Source organism: Microcystis sp. M165S2, assembly GCF_020245885.1.
Classification (GTDB): Bacteria; Cyanobacteriota; Cyanobacteriia; order Cyanobacteriales; family Microcystaceae; genus Microcystis.
On record NZ_JADBTZ010000172.1, the window covers coordinates 1 to 18,235 of the forward strand.

Genomic DNA, 18,235 nt, shown 5'->3' on the forward strand with positions numbered 1-18,235 from the left:
AGGCCGAATTTGAAGTCTTTTCTGAACGAAACCCCCTACTATCTGTGGTCAAGGTTCAGTTTTTAGCTTGGTTATCGCTTTTTCCATTGTAGCTTAAAGCCGTCCTCAAAGGACGGGGTTTTAACCCAAATTTTCGATAACAAGCTAAACCGCCATAACCACCATCATACGAGAGCCTAAATGACAATCCCATTAGCACCTCGCATCTCTGATACTTTACCCCCCATTACCTGGGAGAAATTGCCAGCGGATTTTGTCCTCCCTGATGAACCAGGGGAAGTGCCAGCAATTGTCATGGAATTCATCTCAGAAACGGAGGGAGGGGAGTATTCTATCAATCCCCACTATCCCTATGGCAAGTGGTATTTCTATGAGCGCATCTTACAAGTACCTGTCTATATTATTTTTCAAGCACAAACCGGAGAATTAGAAGTTTATCGCTTAGTAGCAGGGAAGTATGAGTTACAAAAAGCGGATGAGAATCATCGTTACTGGCTGGCAGAAATCGGTTTATTTCTAGGAGTATGGCAGGGGAAAAAAGCAGCAGTAACGGCTCATTGGTTGCGCTGGTGGGAGCAATCAGGTAATTTACTATTGTGGGGGAGTGAACGGATTGAACAGGAGCGAGAAAGAGTCAAACAAGCTGAACGGCGGGCCGAGGTAGAAAAAGCTAGGGCAGACAGATTGGCGGCGCAACTTAAGGCTATGGGAATTGAACTGGAGAATGAATGAATAATCGATACAACTGTAAAATTTAGCTGATTGTGTGCTATGGTGGCAACTGTTATGCGTCGAGAGGAAATATGCTGGGAAATTACTGGAGATTGCGTCGATAATAAATTGTAAGCAGTTATTAACAAAGGAGAAAAGCCAGCCATGACCAGAAACTCAGCCGGACAATCCAGATGGACAGATGAGATGCTAGATGAATTGGCAGACTCAGTTTCGGGAGTCAAAGACTCAGTTTCGGAATTGCGAGAATCAGTTTCGGAATTGCGAGAATCAGTTTCGGAAGTTAAAGATTCAGTAGAAGGGTTACAATTGACAGCACAAGCACTGTTACAAATCGCCGCACAGCAACAGCGAGAAAATGAAGCTCGGCAAGCAGAAATTGCCGAAACCAAGCAAAGACAGGAAGAGTCAGACAAGCGTTTTGAGGTTTTGCTGTCAGAAGTTCGCTATTTGATTCGGCAAATTAAGCCATAAAATCAATCATAAGCTTGATAAAATCAGCGGCGATTGCATCTATAATTACCTACAATTTAAGCAGCTATTGAAACTGAGAAGGGAGAAAAACAAGCCATGACAAAACGGGATGGGGAACGGACGAGATGGACAGATGAGATGCTAGATGAATTGGCAGACTCAGTTTCGGAATTGCGAGAATCGGTTTCGGAAGTCAAAGACTCGGTTTCGGAATTGCGAGAATCGGTTTCGGAATTGCGAGAATCGGTATCGGAAATCAAAGATTCAGTAGAAGGGGTAAGAATAACTGCACAAGCACTGTTACAAATAGCTGCTCAACAACAGCGAGAAAATGAAGCTCGGCAAGCAGAAATTGCCGAAATCAGGCAAAGACAGGAAGGGTCAGACAAGCGTTTTGAGGTTTTGCTCTCAGAGGTACGGTATCTGATTCGGCAAATTAAACCAGAAAATCAATCATAAGCTTGATAAAACCAGCGGCGATTGCGTCTCGACAATTTAACCTAACCTTTTGTGAAACTAATTTACAAAATAATTGATAGACTATCATGGAGCAAAAATTATTGTTGGCTAAATTGTTAAAAGGTCTCTCGAGTAGGATGTTTCGGCTATCGAAAAGGATCGAATATTATGGTGGCAAAGTGGAGAGCAGTGGTGGAAAATCTGAGTCCTGGATTGCGTAAAATTCTTGGCAATGTCGGTTGGCTATTTGCTGAACGACTCCTGACAATGATACTAGCTTTTTTTGTCGGAATTTGGGTAATTAGATACTTAGGATCAGAAAATTTCGGAAAATTGAGTTACACTACCAGTTTTGTCGCTCTTTTCAGCGTGATCGCTCAATTGGGGTTGAATGCCATCGTCATCCGCAATATCGTCCAAGAGGAAAAAGCGGCTCCAGAGATTTTGGGTACTGCTTTTGTGCTAAAGTTAATAGCTAGTTTATTGACAATTATTATAATTGGTATGGCCATCTGGACGTTTGATACCGATCCTAACGTTCGCTGGATGACCTTAATTATTGCCTTTAGCTTAATGTTCAGTGCTTTTGACGCGATCGAGTTTTGGTTTCAGTCACAGGTACTTTCAGGAGTCTTGGCTATTCTGAGAAGCGTCCAGTTAATTATGAGTTCCCTGATCAAACTTTCATTTATTGCCTTCAAGTTGCCGTTAATGGCTTTTGTTTGGTTAATTCTGGCAGAGCAGGTTGTCAAGGTGCTGGGAATGATCTGGGTTTACCTCAAGTACCACCAATCTATGTTACGATGGCGGTTCAATTGGTCAAAGGGATGGCAAATGCTGCAAGATTCATGGCCGCTGATTCTATCAGGTGTCATGGTAACGATTTACATGAAGATTGACCAAGTCATGTTGGGTAATATGGCAAATGCTCAAGCAGTGGGAAACTATGCGGCGGCGGTCAGGTTCTCAGAAATATGGTATTTTATCCCCATGGCCGTTTGTTCTTCTGTCTTTCCAGCAATTATTCGAGCAAAGCAGAGGAGTAGAGAGGAATATTATGCTAGACTACAACAACTGTACGATATAGTTGCTTGGATGGCACTGGCGATAGCGATTCCTATGACCTTTGTTTCAGTGCCTTTGTTGACAACTTTGCTCGGTAAGGAGTTTGCTGAAGCTGGTCAAATTCTAGCATGGCACATCTGGGCTGGTCCTTTCGTCTTTTTGGGCGTAGCTCGCAGCAACTGGTTAATGGCTGAAAACCTCACCCGCTTTAGTTTTTTAACGACTTCATTAGGAGCGATTGTCAATGTCTGGTTGAATTTTTTGCTTATTCCCCCCTACAGCGGTGTGGGAGCGGCAATAGCAACCGTTTTATCGTATGCGGTAGCTTCTCACATTAGTTGTTTACTTTATCCTCCTATGTTCAAATCTGGTTTGATGTTAACTAAAGCTTTGTTTATACCATTTCGTTTTGAGCAAAATCTGCTTTATTTTACTAAAATAAAGCAGATTTTACTATAGTTTAAAGTTCAAGCAATGATAAATAATATCATGAAACAAACAATAAGAAATTTTTTGGTATGGATTTTAGCAAGACCTTTTTTTTATGGATTCAATGTCAAGCTATATATATTGGCGCTGAATGCGTTAGGAATTTTGAATTACAAGACTAATAAAATAAGTGGTGAATATTCCTTTATTGTCAGACTTGCAAGGAAATTTGAGCCAGGTTCAGTCGTGCTTGATGTCGGGGCTAATGTAGGTGACTATTCTAACCTGCTCAAACAACTTAACTCAGAAATAATTATTTATGCGTTTGAGCCACATCCTAAAACTTTTAAAATACTTCAAGAAAATGCCAAAAACAATAAATATACTGCTTTGAATTTAGGTTGTGGTAAAAGTAAGTCAAAACTAGAACTATATGATTATGAAAATAAAGATGGTTCGTCTCATGCTTCTCTGTATAGAGGCGCTATTAACGAGCTTCGTCAGTGTAATTCAGTTTCACATATAGTTGATATTATCGATATAGATAGCTTTATTTCAGAACAGAATATACAAAAAGTAAGCCTGCTTAAAATTGACGTTGAGGGTAATGAGTACAGCGTCTTTGAAGGTTTGAAGGAAGCTCTTAAAAAAGGTATCATTGAGATTATCCATTTTGAGTTTAATGAAATGAACATTTTTAGCAGGACTTTCTTTAAGGATTTTTACGACTTGCTAGAAGATTATCAACTATTTAGGATGTTACCGAATCACCTTTTACCGTTAGATACATACAGCCCTATCTTTTGTGAAATATTTGCCTATCAAAATATAGTTGCTGTACATAAAAACTATAGATTAAATCTATAGACTGAGACTAACAATTATTTTTCGTTAAAACAATATCTAAAACAAGTATTAGATTATTATATGACTAATCTTCCAACACTTAATCTTGTCAAGAAGCTATCCTACCATAATAGCTCCTTGAAATATGTACTACTATTTCTCAGCTTAATTGTATGGATTATAATACCAATAATTGGTATTTTTCCACTTCTTCTTTTCATCCATTTTAACTTGAATAGCAAGAAAAATAAAATAAGTGTCCTAAACTTATCAATTTTAGTATTAATTGCTGTAACAACTGCGATTTTTACGTCATCCCAAAACATTATTTCTGATACTGCAGTTTATGTAACAAACTATGAAAACTTAGGGCGATATAGCCCATTTGAATTAGCTCATGGCAAAGGTGTTGAATTTATACTCCCTTTATTGAGCTATCCTATTTATATAATTTCTAATGGTTCTAAATACTCTTTTTTATTCTGTTGGTCTTTATTTATTAATTTGGCGACTATCTATATAGCTATTAAATTATCAAGAGAAAATTTTGCTTTGATTTTATTTTATACAATAGCAAATCCAACTTTCTTTATACAAATATTTTTAATGAGGCAATTTATTGCCAGTACTTTTGTGCTACTCGCTATAGTTAATCTAGAGAGTGAGATAGCTACCTGGGGATTTTATGTGATAAGTATTTTTACTCACTTTACTAGCATTATGTATTTGCCCATTATTATATGGGGAATAAAAGGGACTAATTGGATACGCAAATTATTTTCTATCTTTACGAATAATCTAGTTTTTAAAATTCTAGTTTTGTTTTTACTTATATCAGCTTTAGCGATCAGTATTCAATACGGTGCTTTATTGAAGTTTTTTGATCTCTTTAAAGGAACTGAAGCTTTATATGCAAAATCTCGTTACTGGGCTGCTGAAAACAAAGATACTGGCTTAGGAATTGGTCGTACAAGAATAGTTGAATTTTTAACTATTTTTTTGATCAATAGCTTTATGTTAAAAAAAAATCATCAATCTCCTAGAGATAAAAATAGAGATCTGATTATGTCTATAATCTTTACATATTTATTTTTAATGTGTCTGCTCACAAATAATGTTGGTGGATATTTTAGTTTAAGAATTGGTTTATTGTTGGTTGGTTTTTCTGGAATTTTCTACTATCAACTTCTCAATAAAAAATGGAAAATTCCAGGTCTAAAAAATATTTTTATTGCCATTAGCATTATTGCTGTATTTCTCAGGTTTTTCTATTTTCTTTATAATCAGGGAAAGGGAGAATTATATTATCTTAACGGTCAACCTTTTGAAAATTCTATATTGGAGTACATAAAATTAGCTTACGAAAGCTTTACCAACGACGTACAAATAGAAAGATTTCGTTAAAGATACACAAATAACTTTTCTGCTGTATCATTAGTTGATCGCTATCCTAAAAAAGTGTTTACTCAATCATCCTAAAGTTTTAGCTTCTAGGTCTTAATTCTACCATCATTTGCGCTTGAAAAAAGTGAAGATAAATGAAGTTGGACACAACCGCAATCGCCTTCGATATAATAGAATTAAAGATGTGGCCTGCGATCTAAAAGTCATGACACAAGAATATATTAAGGCGATTATCCGCCAATAAATGCCCGAAATTCTCCAAGATAGGGAAATGCGGGACTATTACGACAGTAGTGTTGATGCTTTGGGAGCGATATGGGGACCGCACTCGGAGGAATCTTTCTGGGATGCTCTGAAAGCAATTTTAGAATACTCTTTCGGAGTGCAGGTGATTATAGCGGTTCTCGCATCTGCGAGGCACACTTTAACCTTTGTTGATTAAGCTTTTCAGGATTGAGAATGTACCTCTTGTGAACAGGAAACGCTATAATGTTACTGAATAGGATGACGAAGGCAAAGTCTTTGGCAGGCCAGACCGGATAGAATTGGATTTGTTAATCAAAAATGGACTGTTAATAATTGGCGAAATCCAATCCTCCATGAGTAAATCAGATATGTACACTTTCGATAAAAAAGTACAATTTTATCAGCAGCGACACCAATAAGAATCCAACTGCAAGATAGTTATTTCACTGACGGTAGATTTCAAGGCGCAGGAAATAGCTAAAAATTTAGGAATAGAAGTTTATAGTTCTGTAAGAGATGGAGAAGTCAGTTAATAAAAGGAAGGTTAAGGAAGATAAATAGTACAAGGAAATTATCAGGCGATCGCTACTTGACAAAACGGACAAATATTTGTTAATATTAAGATTGTCGGAGTTATATCATTAATAAAACTGCGAGAAATGTCCACTATTTTATATGATTCTGATTTTGACTTGTGGATTGAGCAGACAATCCAACAATTAAAAGATCGTCAATTTGAACGACTAGACGTTGAACACTTAATTGAGGAATTACAAGACTTGGGCAAGTCAGAAAAAAGAGCCTTAGAAAGTAACTTAATGGTTTTGTTGGCTCATTTACTCAAGCTCAAGATACAAGGCGATAGGCCTGATATTATGACAGGCAGTTGCTATGATTCAATCAACGAACACCGGCAGCGAGTTCAAAAAAGCTTGCGAGATACTCCATCTCTCAATCCCTATCTGTCAAGAGCAGTTTCTTTAGTATATCCAGACGCTCGCCAGCTGGCAATTAGAGATGGAAAAAAAGCTAAATTTGGCGTTCGCATACCATTAGAAAATGACTATCCAATCACCTGTCCTTTTTCAATTGAGCAGCTCTTGGATGATGATTTCTACTTAAATGAGTCTTAGCCTAGAATTGTGATGTAACATATAGTAATCCCCTAAACCCTTGAGAACAAGCAGCTGAACAATGGGATTAAGCTCCTTACTCGTTCACGACTCATTTAGAATTGCTATAGTCAGTCAATTAAAGTAGTATTTGTCTGAAAGAGGGCAAAAAATCTAGTAAATCTAAATAACTAAACCCAAAATATAGGACAGAAATATGGAAACTCTGACGCTTAGTCAACCGATGCAGTTAACTGCATTACCCACGCAAGATGAACTTCCCTGCGATGATGGAGTACCCATGGAAACTCAAAGGCATAAATGGCAGATGGATATGTTAATAGACACTATATCCCCTTGGCTAGACCGACGAGAAGATGGTTATGCCAGTGGCAATATGTTCGTCTATTTCAGTACAGCACAACTGAAAAATCAAGACTTCAAAGGACCTGATTTTTTTGCCGTCTTAGGCGTGCCAAAAGGGGAGCGAAAAAGTTGGGTTACTTGGGAGGAGGGAAAAGCCCCCGATGTAGTGATTGAACTACTCTCAGAAAGTACTGCCCAAATAGACAAAACCGAGAAAAAACAGATTTATCAAGATAAGTTACGAGTCCCTGAATATTTCTGGTACGATCCTTTTAACCCTGAAGATTTTGCCGAATTTGTCTTAGTTGATGGTGTATATGAACCACGGCAACCCAACGAGAAAGGATGGCTAATCAGTGGTCGTTTGGGATTAGCTTTAGTTCGTTGGCAGGGAGAATATAGAGGGGTAACAACCGTCTGGATTCGCTGGGCAACTTTAGATGGAATATTGTTACCAACCGAGCGAGAGTCGGCTGAGGAAGCACAACAGAAAGCTGCGGAAGCACAACAGAAAGCTGAAGAAGCACAACAGAAAGCTGCGGAAGCACAACAGAAAGCTGCGGAAGCACAACAGAAAGCTGCGGAAGCACAACAGAAAGCTGAGGAAGCCGAAGAAAAAGCCGAGCGATTGGCGGCTAAACTTAGGGAATTGGGGATTAATCCCGAAAGTCTCTAACTTCCTCTGGGCGGATTTTGGTAAGACTCCCCCAGTGGGGTACTTCATTTTTGAATCGGCATTTTCACCAATGGAGAACGAGGAATTGACGACTGTTCCGATTTATTGTGCATCAAGGCTTGCGGCGTTCAGGGGTCTAAAATTGACATGAATGCCATATTATCTTGCTAAACTAAACACCAAACTAGCAACATTCCCCCCATGTACCAGAGAACGCCGTCCCTTCCACCCAAAGAAATGTTACCAACCATGTACGACCTCCCCAGCGAAAACCCGGAGGAACCTGGCTTGCCTGACGAATTTCATCTCTTCCAACCCGAATTATTGCGCCTGACCTTTCGACCTTCTAACTATCCTGCCGAACAAGTATTTATCGCCAGCGATCTAAATCTCTACTACGACCCTTACCATCCCCAATGGTACAAGCGGCCGGACTGGTTTGCCGCTTTGGGAGTCTCGCGGCTGTACCAAGGAGAGGAATTGCGCCTGAGTTATGTGATTTGGCAGGAAGAAATTGTTCCCTTCATCGCCATCGAATTACTCTCTCCTGGAACGGAAGCAGAAGATTTAGGGCGTACCGTGCGGGGAATCAACCAACCTCCCACCAAGTGGGAAGTTTACGAACGAATTTTAGGCATTCCCTACTACCTGGTGTTCGATCGCTACAGCAACCAATTGCAGGCATTTACCTTAAAATCAGGAAAATATCAGCCTTTAAGACTAGAAAAACAGCAGTTGTGGCTAGAGGAAGTACAATTGGGATTGGGACTTTGGGCAGGAAATTGTCAAGGCATTGAGCGGTTGTGGCTGCGCTGGTACGGACGAGACGGTAATTGGATGCTGACTCCTACCGAACAGGAAACCCAACGCGCCGAGCAGGAAGCTCAACGCGCCGAGCAGGAAGCTCAACGCGCCGAGCAGGAAGCTCAACGCGCCGAGCAGGAAGCTCAACGCGCCGAGCAGGAAGCTCAACGCGCCGAGCAGGAAACCCAACGCGCCGAGCAGGAAGCTCAACGCGCCGAGCAGGAAGCTCAACGCGCAGAAAGAGAACGGCAGCGAGTTCTAGAACTAGAAGCTTTGTTGGCTCGTTACCAGGAACAATTCGGGCAGTTAAATTGAGAAAATAATGAATGGATTTTCTAAGCCATGAAAGTATCTTACTCAGTCACTCTGACGGTCGAAGCAGCGGCTATGCAGCTCTGGGTTGACAATTTGGTCAGGATGGGTTAAAGTAGCCAAAGCTAAAAGTAAATTTCGTTTATGAACTCAAACAGACTGCTTTTCTCTTGGATGATCTATTTTGTCCTCTAGAAAGTAACTTTGAGCTTCCCTTATTACTAAACGATAGTAATATGACATCCCAAAACCTTATCGAAGTTGTAATTTCTCGAAATGGTTTGCCAATTCGTTTAACTTATAAGCAATGGTCACACATTACAGAGAATCATGATTACATGGCGGGATGTATTGATATGGTACTAGAAACTATTGCTGAACCTGATTTGATTGTTAAGGGATGGACTGATGAGCTAATAGCACTAAAACATTATCCGAAAACTGTTATCTCAAGAAAAGACGCGGTCGTCATCTATAAAGAACTAAAGAACGATGGATTTGTCATAACTGCTTTTTTGACATCCTCCTGCGAAAAAATTATCAAGCGAGGCATCCTATGGCAGAAGTCAATCTCTTAAAATCAATTCCTTATTTGCTAACCGCACCTTCTTCAAGAATCTGGATAGATTATGATGAAGAAGCAGATGTTTTATATATTAGCTTTCGTAAGCCTCAAAGAGCCAATGATAGTTTGCTAGAAGACAATATTATCTATCATTATAGAGATCGAGACTTAGTTGGATTAACTGTCTTGAAAGCTTCGGATTTTAACAGTGGAGATAGTGAAAATAAAATTAATGGCTCTGAAAATCCTGAAATGGGTTGACAATTTGGTCAGGGTGGGTTAGGATACCACGAGTTAACAGTAAATTCGTCTATGGCTGACTTCCAACTAACCACTCCTGTCGCCTTCCTGATTTTTAATCGACCTGACACGACGGCGAGAGTATTTGAAGCCATTCGTCAGGCTAAACCACCTAAGTTATTAGTGGTTGCCGATGGTCCCCGTCCAGATAGACCGGATGATGTTGAAAAGTGTAAGGCGGCTCGTGCTATTATTGATAAGGTAGATTGGGATTGTGCGGTTTTGACGAATTATTCGGATGTAAATTTAGGTTGTAAGAGTCGGGTTTCCAGTGGATTAAACTGGGTTTTTGATACAGTTGAAGAAGCAATTATTCTTGAAGATGATTGCCTACCGCACCCTAGTTTTTTTCAATTTTGTGAGGAACTGTTAGAATACTACAGGCATGACCAGCGAATTATGGTGATATCGGGAAATAATTTTCAGTTTGGCAAAAAACGCACAGACTACAGTTATTACTTTTCAGTTTATACCCATTGTTGGGGTTGGGCGACTTGGCGACGAGCTTGGCATTTTTATGATGAGACAATGAAACTGTGGCCAGAAATACGATCTGGTAGGTTTCTTGAGTATATTTTTAGAGATTATCGAGAAGTAAAATATCGTTATAGAATTTTTCAAAATACCTACGAAGATAAGATTAACAATTGGGGTTATCGTTGGTGTTTTTCCTGTCTTGTTCAGAGTGGTTTGGCAATTCTTCCCAATTGTAATTTGGTTAGTAATATTGGTTTTGGTGCGGATGCTACCCACACCAATATAGCCATTCAATCTGTTGTCAATAACCCAGTGAGGGAAATGTCTTTCCCTCTCCAACATCCACCCTTCATCACTCGTCATTTTGAGGCGGACAGGTTCACTTGGGAAAATATCTATAGACCACAAAAGAGTTTATGGCTTAAAGTGCAATCTAGATTTTCACAACTATTTTGAGGAATTACAGCGTTTCTCCTAAAGATGAAGTGTAACCTAATTCGGTGTTGACGACCGACGAACGACTCCCCAAAACGAAAACTTCGTGCCTCACCATTAAGATAACTGCTATAATTAATTTATGTCAAAACAACAACAGCATTTTTGCATTGTTTGCAATCAAGAAATCAATCCCAGACTGGTAATGCGATCTAAAAATGACAATGGGGATATTATGCGTTGCCCCCATTGTCGATTGACCTTTGTTAGTCCCATGCCGTCGGAACAGGCTATTCAAGAATATTACAATGGTTTATACAGAAAAGAGTCTCTGGAATTTGATTTACAAAAGCAAAAATGGGCTAATACATCTCTAGATGGATATATAGAGGAATTAAAAAGGCTTAAAAAGTGGCCTCGTCAGGACTTTTTAGATTTAGGAGGTGGTCTCGGCTATTATTCGAAAGCAGCTTTAACCAGAGGTTTGAAAGCCATTTTAGTCGATATTGATCCCGTATCAGTTGAATTTGCCAACAAGTATCAAGAGTTACCTGAAGTTTATCAAGCAAGTATTCAAGAGTTTTCCGAAACATCGTCCCGTAAAACCTACGATTGGATATTTCTTAGACATAACATTGAACACTTCAAAAATCCTGACCATCTACTAGACACTGTTTATTCCCTGCTGTCAGAGGACGGAATATTAACAATAGAAACCGATAATAATGCTGGAGTAGAAATATTACTACATCCCAAAACAACGAGATTTTATCAATCACTATATAGCAAAAACTACGAGGGATCATCTCTGATTGATTTATTGCTAAAGCTCCCTTTAGCAGTCGATCCCCCGCGTCATCTGTTTGGTTTTCGTGCTGATAATTTATCTCAACTGTTAATCAACCACTCCTTTGAACCCGTGAAAACTATACACTACTGTTTAGGAGATGCGGTGTACTGGCCAAATATTCCTAACACTACTATTTATTTACTTATCGAAAAACTAACTAATTTCAAAATTATGTCTTTTTTATTAGAGTTAGTTTGTTTAATAATTTTTCCTTTCAGGAAAATGCTAAATCGCCTACAAATGTCCTCTGGTTTATGTATTTATGCCACCAAAAAAGCAAGATAAACTCAGTCAAACAACAAAATCTACAAAATAGACATTTATATCATGAAATTTCTGGCATCTGTTCATAATACACTACAAGATATTTACCTCACAACCCAACCTAAACCATGGCATCCTCAAAAGCCAAGAGTAATTCAGTTTCCAGTTAACGATGTGTGTAATGCTAAATGTCAAATGTGCAATATCTGGCAACAAAAATTTGACTATCAAATCAGTCCGCAAGAACTAGCCATAGCAGTCAATAATCCACTTTTTTCTGAAGTAAGAGGTGTGGGAATTAATGGAGGAGAACCAACCCTTCGCAAAGATTTAGCAGAAATTGTTGATGTTTTATTCACTAACTTACCCAAACTATCAGCCATAGCTCTTATTACCAACTCTTTAAATAGTAGCCAAGTAATTGAGCGAATTGGTGAAATTGGACAGGTAATTAAATCACACTCTGGTCATTTAGATGTAATGGTATCTCTGGACGGGGTTGGAGAAGTACATGATCGAGTTAGGGGGAGAAAAGGAAATTTTGAAAATGCCCTTAAAGTGATTGATTTTATCCAAAATTGCGATCTGGTTTCTAGTCGGAGATTGGGCTGTACAGTTATTAAAGAAAATGTTTATGGAGTGCATGATTTATTAGAATTTGCTTTGAGTAAGGATATTTACATTAAGTATAGACTGGGACTTCCTCATCAGCGTTTATATTCTCAAGATGTCTCCGAACCATTTGACCTGACCTTTGCAGAAAAATATCATCTAAGTATTTTTCTGGAAAATATTATCAGGTTTTATGAAACATCGGAACAGCAGAAGTTTTTTTATAAATCTTTAATTGGTCAAATAATATACGGAAAACCTCGTGCTGCTGGGTGTGATTGGCAACATCGAGGTGTTACTCTCTCAGCCAGAGGAGAACTTTTGTACTGTGCCGTTAAAAGTAAAACATTAGGTTCATCTATTTCTGAAAATTCCGAGCATTTATACTTTGCCAATCAAGATCATTTAGCAGAAATTGTTAAAACCAAATGTGATACCTGTGTTCACGATTATGTTGGTCTTCCCCCCACTCCTACTTTACTGAATAATTATCTTAATAAGGGATTATTAAAATTGGGCATAAATCCCCAATATCTGAAAAAATCACCACTCATTAAACCAGTTAAAGAAATCAAAAAGAAGATTAGCTTTCAAAAAAGAATGATTGGTTATGGTGTAGATTTAGCTAAAATTAATAACTCTCAACCTGCTCAAGGTTTTTCTCGTCATAATTCAGAAAAATATCGGGTACTTATCTGTGGTTGGTATGGCACAGAGACTTTGGGAGATAAAGGAATTTTAGGTGGAGTAGTGAATTCGCTCCAATCTGCTCTAGGAAACTTGGAACTTCATCTTGCTTCCCTTGAATTGTACATTTCGGAGATGACAGTTCAGCAAATGCCTGAATTAGAAGGATGTTATTTACATTCTATTAATGATGCTATTAAAGTTGCTGGTACGATGGATTTAGTCGTTTTTGGTGGTGGTCCTTTAATGGCTATTCCCAACTTGGCAGAAATGATTGCTATATTTCAAAGAGCAGTAGAAGCTAAGGTTCCGACATTGATTGCTGGATGTGGTGTAGGACCTTTGGGAAATTTTGATTATAATCAAGCAATTAAGAATCTTCTGCACCTATCTTCCTATCGAATTTATAGAGATGAAAACTCTCGAACTTTGGCTGAATCTTTAGGTATTTGTACTTCAGAAGATTTGGTTGCTGAAGATCCTGCTCTCACTTGGGTTAAAAGTTCTTTGGCATCCCTAAAACCAATAGAAAATCCTCAAAAATATCCAGTGCTATTATTAGGATTAAGAGATTGGCCTTATCAACAATATGCACCTCATCTAACTGTATTGGAAGCGGAAAAGCTAAAAAACAAGTTTGAAACAGAAATGATTACAGCACTGACTCACATACTCAACAAATATTCTGAACTTTCAATTATTCCTTTCCCGATGTGTACCAATCATATTGGCGACGACGATAGGTGGTTTTATCGAAGATTGTTTAGGGGTTGTCAAGATATACAGAACAGATTAGATTTAAGCTACTTGGGAGCAGAACAAAAACCTTTGGATGCTTTAAAAGCTTTTCAATCAGCTTCTATGGCTTTGACAATGAGATTTCATTCTCTAGTGTTTGCTTTGGCTGCTGGAGTACCTTCTATAGCTATTGATTACACTCTAGGAAAAGGCAAGGTAAAATCATTAGCAGAAAAACACAACGTACCATATATGAGTTTGGATTTAATTACCGCTGAATTTCTAGTTTCTCGGTTTGGTGATATTTTAAATGGTGATGGACAGGATTTAAAATATTTTGTTTGTCCCCAAACTTTAAAATTTTCAAATGCAGTTAGTTTATTTATTAAAAATCTAGAAGGATAATTAGATTCTTATGTTGATCGCAACTAAAAGTAAATTCAAATCTTTGTTGATGAAAGTATATACACTTATTTTAGGAAGGCATCCCTATAATACGGTTTTATCATTTAACTTTCACAATGTTCGCCATATTATCAAATACCTAAAGAAGGAGAGAGAGACAATTTGTTCCAAAGCCGAATGTGTATTAGTTGATGTTGGAGCAGGAGCAAGCCCTTATTATGATATTTTCTCTCCAGTTACGTCTAGATATGTTGCTGTAGATCTGAAGGAAAGTTTACCTAAAAACGAAAATCGCTCTATTGAGCAGATTTATGGCTTCGCTGAGGCAATTCCTCTTGAAAATGCTATGGCTGATATTGTATTGTTTAATCAGTGTCTTGAACACGTCCATGATCCTTTGAAATCCGTTGCTGAAATTTACCGTATTCTCAAGCCAGGTGGGAAATTGATTGGTTCAGTCCCGCACATCAGTCCTGTCCACTTAGAGCCAAATGATTTCCGCCGCTATACAGATCTGGGATTAAGGCAGTTACTTGGAGGTGCTGGTTATACAGACATCAAAATTGAAGGCAGTGGCTCGGTCTATTCAGCAACAGCACTGCTGATTACAATGGATTGGATGCTGACTCCTAGAAAAGACGGCGTTTCTCAAGGATTCTCGGCAAAAAAAGCACTACTTCTCTCACCTATAGTAGGCTTGATCAATATACTCGGTTTGCTCCTTGATTTTCTAACAAAAGATAAGTATAGAAGTCCAGCTAATTTATGCTGGTCAGCGAGTAAACCACTTTTTTGAAGCGATGAAAATATGTCTACTTAGTTGAATCATGAAAAAAAACATTAAAAAACTATTCAGAAAACTGGGGTTTGAAGTCAAGAGATATAATCTTAATACTTCACAAGTAGCTCTGATGGGAAGGTTACTGGAATATCATCAGATAGAGCTAATTTTTGATGTGGGTGCTAACTGTGGACAGTATGCTAGTTTTCTGCGAGACTCTGGTTATCAAGGCAAGATAGTATCCTTTGAACCTTTATCCACTGCCTACTCCCAATTACTTACTCTAAGCAAGAAAGATAACTTGTGGGAAATTGCTCCTCGCTCTGCTTTAGGAGATCAAGAAGGTGAAATTACCATTAATATTGCTGGGAATAGTCAAAGTAGCTCTGTACTGTCGATGTTGGATTCTCATGTGCAAGCTGCTCCTGAATCAGCTTATTGTGGTTCTGAAATAGTACAATTGAGACGGCTAGATACTTTAGCTAAAGACTACATTACAGAGGGTACTCAATCAATATTTTTAAAGATCGATGTGCAGGGATTTGAAAAGCAAGTTATTGAAGGTGCTTTTCAGATTCTTCCTTTAGTTAAAGGGATTCAAATAGAAATGTCTTTAGTGCCACTATATGACCAGCAAATGCTCTTTGAAGATATGCTAGATTTTATGAGACAAATTGGCTACGAGCTATACACAATTATTCCTAACTTTGCCGATAGAAAAACTGGAAGACTATTACAAATGGATGGGATATTTTTTAAGTCATGAAAGTCTGTTTACTAAGTAATTCTGATGGTCGAGGAGGTGCCTATGCGGCCGTTTATCGTTTACATAAAGGTTTGCTGGAAACTGGGACAGATTCGACTCTGTTAGTTAGTGATAAAACTCGCGATGACCATACTGTTTTATCGCCAGCAAGTAAATTAATGAAGGGATGGACAAAGCTAATACCTGCCGTTGATCACTTGCCCTTGACATTATATACCCAAAGAGAAAAAACGCCTTATTCTATCCAATGGCTTCCCGATCGCCTTGTTTCTAGAGTAGCCCAAATTAGTCCAGATATTATTAACTTACACTGGATTAATGCGGGGTTTTTACAAATTGAAACCCTAGCCAAATTTAAACAACCTCTTGTTTGGACGGCTCACGATATGTGGCCGTTCACGGGTGGTTGTAACTATAGTGGAGAATGCGATAAATATACTCAATCCTGTGGTCATTGTCCCCAATTAAAAAGTCAGCAAGATTGGGATATTTCTCGTTGGGTTTGGTGGCGAAAAGCCAAAGCTTGGAAAAATCTCAATCTTACCATTGTCACCCCCAGTCAATGGTTAGCAGATTGTGCTAGAAATAGTTCTCTATTTCAGGATTTACGGATAGAAGTAATTGCCAATGGCTTAGATATTCAAAGGTATAAACCAATCGAGAAAAAAATTGCTCGCCATCTCTTAGGATTACCCCAAGATAAACAGCTTATTCTCTTTGGTGCTATGACGGCAACAAGCGATAACCGAAAAGGATTTCATCTGCTGCTACCTGCTATAAAAAAACTCAGTCAGGGGGAAATATGGCAGCATAAATTAGAGTTAGTGGTCTTCGGTGCTTCTGAACCGGTTAATCCGCCTGATTTTGGACTGAAAACCCATTATTTAGGCAGATTAAATGATGATATTTCCCTAGCTTTAGTCTATGCCGCCGCCGATATTTTTGTCGCTCCCTCAATTGAGGATAATCTTCCCAATACAGTCATGGAAGCTCTCGCTTGTGCCACTCCCTCTGTTGCCTTTAAAATTGGTGGAATGCCTGATATGATCGAACATCAAGAGAATGGTTATCTGGCCCACCCCTTCGAGGTGGAAGACTTGGCACTGGGAATTAATTGGGTATTAGAAGATACAGAAAGGTATAACCAATTGTGCATTCGGGCAAGGCAAAAAGTGGAGCAAGAATTTACTCTTGAGATTCAAGCATCTAAGTATTTAAAGCTGTATAATGAAATATTGTAATATAAGCAACCTCGAAAAATTGCCTCTCTTTTCAATAACAGAAGCCTAAAAGCGCATAAATTCGTCGATCATTCTCAATAAGCTTGATTCATTACTTAGGGTTTGCTGAATAAATCTAAAAACCTTGTTGGGTAAGACTTTTAGACTTTTTTTCCCTCAAAAAGTGCCAACCATTGGAGTGATTGGGGGGAAAATTCAGGGACTTTTTCCCTGAAAATTAGGTAATTGACCACCTGAAAATGGGTAAAACCCCACACCCCACACCCCAACCCCCAACCCCCAACCCCCAACCCCCAACCCCCACCGAAAAACTTTTTCAGCAGACCCTACTTAATTCAAAAAATGGAGGTTATTAAACCGTGAAATCAATAGAAACCTTAGAAATTCCTGTAATTATTGCCCATTTGGTGGGAAGCCAAATTATTTAAAATTTGCCTTGAAATCAGCGGCAAACTTTAACAATACAGTTGTGCTTATAGGAGATGACACTAATAAAGATTTTTGGCAAAATCATTGGGATACCACTCTAGTAGAGTTTGATAAATTTCAAGATTTTCAGAAATACTACGTTCAGATGTCCGATTACTCAAAAAAATATGAGATGGCTTTCTGGAAACGTATGTTCGTATTGGAAAAATGGATGGAAGATAACGGCTATAAACGGATATTTCTATTAGATAGTGATAGCATGACTTTTGCAGATTATTCAGAGGAGGTTTATCCAATCCTACCGAATGATTGTATAGCCGCTTTAATGACACGGATAAATCAAGAAGATAATTTTCGATGGGCATCTTCTTGTCATTCTTCATATTGGACGCTTGAGGCACTGGAAGATTTTACAAATTTTTGTATTGAGGCATACAGAAATAAAAACATACGGGATAAGCTACAAGCTAAATGGCAATGGCATATTAATAATCATAAGCCAGGAGGAGTTTGTGAGATGACTTTGCTTATCTATGGTCTAAAGACAATCCCAAAGTAGCTAATCTTACTAGAGTAATGAATAATATGACTCTAGATATGAATATTAATTCATCAATTAACTACTTAGGGTTTGCTGAATAAAGCTAAAAACCTTACAGGAAAAGGCTTTTAGCTAGATTGAGAGTCGCTCAGGTGCCCCTGAATCTGCTAAAATTACTCAAAACCCTTGCATCTTCTCTCCTTAGTACCAATGTATCGC

21 protein-coding genes are annotated in these 18,235 nt (G+C 38.4%); 20 read left to right on the top strand and 1 reads right to left on the bottom strand.

Annotated features, from left to right (window positions below):
• Positions 1-180 precede the first annotated feature (180 nt).
• From IM479_RS08900 to IM479_RS08990, 19 genes are all read left to right on the top strand, one after another.
• Positions 181-732, top strand: a complete 552-nt coding sequence (locus IM479_RS08900; protein WP_287686179.1) for a Uma2 family endonuclease — start codon at positions 181-183, stop codon at positions 730-732.
• A 144-nt stretch (positions 733-876) separates the two neighbouring features.
• Positions 877-1,206, top strand: coding sequence for a hypothetical protein (locus IM479_RS08905; RefSeq protein WP_287686180.1), 330 nt, complete (start codon positions 877-879; stop codon positions 1,204-1,206).
• Positions 1,207-1,302: 96 nt separating this feature from the next.
• A complete protein-coding gene (locus IM479_RS08910) occupies positions 1,303-1,665 on the top strand; it encodes a hypothetical protein (protein ID WP_287686181.1) in 363 nt (120 codons plus the stop codon).
• A gap of 168 nt (positions 1,666-1,833) precedes the next feature.
• Positions 1,834-3,189: a flippase gene (locus tag IM479_RS08915; protein WP_287686182.1), complete on the top strand. Its 1,356-nt coding sequence runs from the start codon at positions 1,834-1,836 to the stop codon at positions 3,187-3,189.
• Between the two features lie 30 nt (positions 3,190-3,219).
• Positions 3,220-4,026, top strand: a complete 807-nt coding sequence (locus IM479_RS08920) for an FkbM family methyltransferase (protein WP_287686183.1) — start codon at positions 3,220-3,222, stop codon at positions 4,024-4,026.
• Between the two features lie 60 nt (positions 4,027-4,086).
• Positions 4,087-5,409, top strand: coding sequence for an EpsG family protein (locus tag IM479_RS08925; protein ID WP_287686184.1), 1,323 nt, complete (start codon positions 4,087-4,089; stop codon positions 5,407-5,409).
• Positions 5,410-5,653: 244 nt separating this feature from the next.
• On the top strand, positions 5,654-5,851 hold the full coding sequence (locus IM479_RS08930; protein WP_287686185.1) for a DUF3782 domain-containing protein: 198 nt from the start codon (positions 5,654-5,656) through the stop codon (positions 5,849-5,851).
• 109 nt (positions 5,852-5,960) lie between these two features.
• Entirely contained in the window at positions 5,961-6,074 is a 114-nt protein-coding gene (locus IM479_RS08935) for a hypothetical protein (RefSeq protein ID WP_287686196.1), read from the top strand.
• 240 nt (positions 6,075-6,314) lie between these two features.
• Positions 6,315-6,788: a DUF29 domain-containing protein gene (locus tag IM479_RS08940; protein ID WP_287686186.1), complete on the top strand. Its 474-nt coding sequence runs from the start codon at positions 6,315-6,317 to the stop codon at positions 6,786-6,788.
• Positions 6,789-6,984: 196 nt separating this feature from the next.
• Positions 6,985-7,809 (top strand): Uma2 family endonuclease, encoded by an 825-nt coding sequence (locus IM479_RS08945; protein WP_287686187.1) that lies wholly within the window; start codon positions 6,985-6,987, stop codon positions 7,807-7,809.
• Between the two features lie 201 nt (positions 7,810-8,010).
• Positions 8,011-8,928, top strand: a complete 918-nt coding sequence (locus IM479_RS08950; RefSeq protein WP_287699367.1) for a Uma2 family endonuclease — start codon at positions 8,011-8,013, stop codon at positions 8,926-8,928.
• 233 nt (positions 8,929-9,161) lie between these two features.
• The gene (locus IM479_RS08955; protein WP_287686189.1) at positions 9,162-9,503 is read left to right on the top strand and encodes a hypothetical protein; all 342 of its coding nucleotides are present in this window, start codon (positions 9,162-9,164) and stop codon (positions 9,501-9,503) included.
• Positions 9,482-9,751, top strand: a complete 270-nt coding sequence (locus IM479_RS08960) for a DUF2283 domain-containing protein (RefSeq protein ID WP_002803000.1) — start codon at positions 9,482-9,484, stop codon at positions 9,749-9,751. The genes IM479_RS08955 and IM479_RS08960 overlap by 22 nt, the downstream gene beginning before the upstream one ends.
• A 51-nt stretch (positions 9,752-9,802) precedes the next feature.
• Positions 9,803-10,723, top strand: coding sequence for a glycosyltransferase family 2 protein (locus IM479_RS08965; protein WP_287686190.1), 921 nt, complete (start codon positions 9,803-9,805; stop codon positions 10,721-10,723).
• Between the two features lie 184 nt (positions 10,724-10,907).
• On the top strand, positions 10,908-11,837 hold the full coding sequence (locus tag IM479_RS08970; protein WP_287699369.1) for a class I SAM-dependent methyltransferase: 930 nt from the start codon (positions 10,908-10,910) through the stop codon (positions 11,835-11,837).
• A 42-nt stretch (positions 11,838-11,879) separates the two neighbouring features.
• Positions 11,880-14,258, top strand: coding sequence for a polysaccharide pyruvyl transferase family protein (locus IM479_RS08975; RefSeq protein ID WP_287686192.1), 2,379 nt, complete (start codon positions 11,880-11,882; stop codon positions 14,256-14,258).
• Positions 14,259-14,268: 10 nt separating this feature from the next.
• Complete coding sequence (locus IM479_RS08980) at positions 14,269-15,054, top strand: class I SAM-dependent methyltransferase (RefSeq protein WP_287686193.1); 786 nt, start codon at positions 14,269-14,271, stop codon at positions 15,052-15,054.
• 31 nt (positions 15,055-15,085) lie between these two features.
• Complete coding sequence (locus IM479_RS08985; RefSeq protein WP_287686194.1) at positions 15,086-15,805, top strand: FkbM family methyltransferase; 720 nt, start codon at positions 15,086-15,088, stop codon at positions 15,803-15,805.
• Positions 15,802-17,046, top strand: coding sequence for a glycosyltransferase family 4 protein (locus IM479_RS08990; RefSeq protein WP_287686195.1), 1,245 nt, complete (start codon positions 15,802-15,804; stop codon positions 17,044-17,046). Before IM479_RS08985 ends, IM479_RS08990 begins: the two co-directional genes overlap by 4 nt.
• A 140-nt stretch (positions 17,047-17,186) precedes the next feature.
• On the opposite strand, the gene IM479_RS08995 is transcribed toward IM479_RS08990, so the two are convergent.
• Positions 17,187-17,369, bottom strand: a complete 183-nt coding sequence (locus IM479_RS08995; protein ID WP_287699372.1) for a hypothetical protein — start codon at positions 17,367-17,369, stop codon at positions 17,187-17,189.
• A gap of 113 nt (positions 17,370-17,482) precedes the next feature.
• On the opposite strand from IM479_RS08995, the gene IM479_RS09000 reads away from it, so the two are divergent.
• On the top strand, positions 17,483-18,034 hold the full coding sequence (locus IM479_RS09000) for a hypothetical protein (protein WP_287699370.1): 552 nt from the start codon (positions 17,483-17,485) through the stop codon (positions 18,032-18,034).
• Positions 18,035-18,235 lie beyond the last annotated feature (201 nt).

Excerpts from the sequence above, each read along its gene's own strand:
- IM479_RS08900 (WP_287686179.1), top strand. The coding sequence starts at position 181 with ATGACAATCCCATTAGCACCTCGCATCTCTGATACTTTACCCCCCATT.
- IM479_RS08905 (WP_287686180.1), top strand. The coding sequence starts at position 877 with ATGACCAGAAACTCAGCCGGACAATCCAGATGGACAGATGAGATGCTA.
- IM479_RS08910 (WP_287686181.1), top strand. The coding sequence starts at position 1,303 with ATGACAAAACGGGATGGGGAACGGACGAGATGGACAGATGAGATGCTA.
- IM479_RS08915 (WP_287686182.1), top strand. The coding sequence starts at position 1,834 with ATGGTGGCAAAGTGGAGAGCAGTGGTGGAAAATCTGAGTCCTGGATTG.
- IM479_RS08920 (WP_287686183.1), top strand. The coding sequence starts at position 3,220 with ATGAAACAAACAATAAGAAATTTTTTGGTATGGATTTTAGCAAGACCT.
- IM479_RS08925 (WP_287686184.1), top strand. The coding sequence starts at position 4,087 with ATGACTAATCTTCCAACACTTAATCTTGTCAAGAAGCTATCCTACCAT.
- IM479_RS08930 (WP_287686185.1), top strand. The coding sequence starts at position 5,654 with ATGCCCGAAATTCTCCAAGATAGGGAAATGCGGGACTATTACGACAGT.
- IM479_RS08940 (WP_287686186.1), top strand. The coding sequence starts at position 6,315 with ATGTCCACTATTTTATATGATTCTGATTTTGACTTGTGGATTGAGCAG.
- IM479_RS08945 (WP_287686187.1), top strand. The coding sequence starts at position 6,985 with ATGGAAACTCTGACGCTTAGTCAACCGATGCAGTTAACTGCATTACCC.
- IM479_RS08950 (WP_287699367.1), top strand. The coding sequence starts at position 8,011 with ATGTACCAGAGAACGCCGTCCCTTCCACCCAAAGAAATGTTACCAACC.
- IM479_RS08955 (WP_287686189.1), top strand. The coding sequence starts at position 9,162 with ATGACATCCCAAAACCTTATCGAAGTTGTAATTTCTCGAAATGGTTTG.
- IM479_RS08960 (WP_002803000.1), top strand. The coding sequence starts at position 9,482 with ATGGCAGAAGTCAATCTCTTAAAATCAATTCCTTATTTGCTAACCGCA.
- IM479_RS08965 (WP_287686190.1), top strand. The coding sequence starts at position 9,803 with ATGGCTGACTTCCAACTAACCACTCCTGTCGCCTTCCTGATTTTTAAT.
- IM479_RS08970 (WP_287699369.1), top strand. The coding sequence starts at position 10,908 with ATGCGATCTAAAAATGACAATGGGGATATTATGCGTTGCCCCCATTGT.
- IM479_RS08975 (WP_287686192.1), top strand. The coding sequence starts at position 11,880 with ATGAAATTTCTGGCATCTGTTCATAATACACTACAAGATATTTACCTC.
- IM479_RS08980 (WP_287686193.1), top strand. The coding sequence starts at position 14,269 with ATGTTGATCGCAACTAAAAGTAAATTCAAATCTTTGTTGATGAAAGTA.
- IM479_RS08985 (WP_287686194.1), top strand. The coding sequence starts at position 15,086 with ATGAAAAAAAACATTAAAAAACTATTCAGAAAACTGGGGTTTGAAGTC.
- IM479_RS08990 (WP_287686195.1), top strand. The coding sequence starts at position 15,802 with ATGAAAGTCTGTTTACTAAGTAATTCTGATGGTCGAGGAGGTGCCTAT.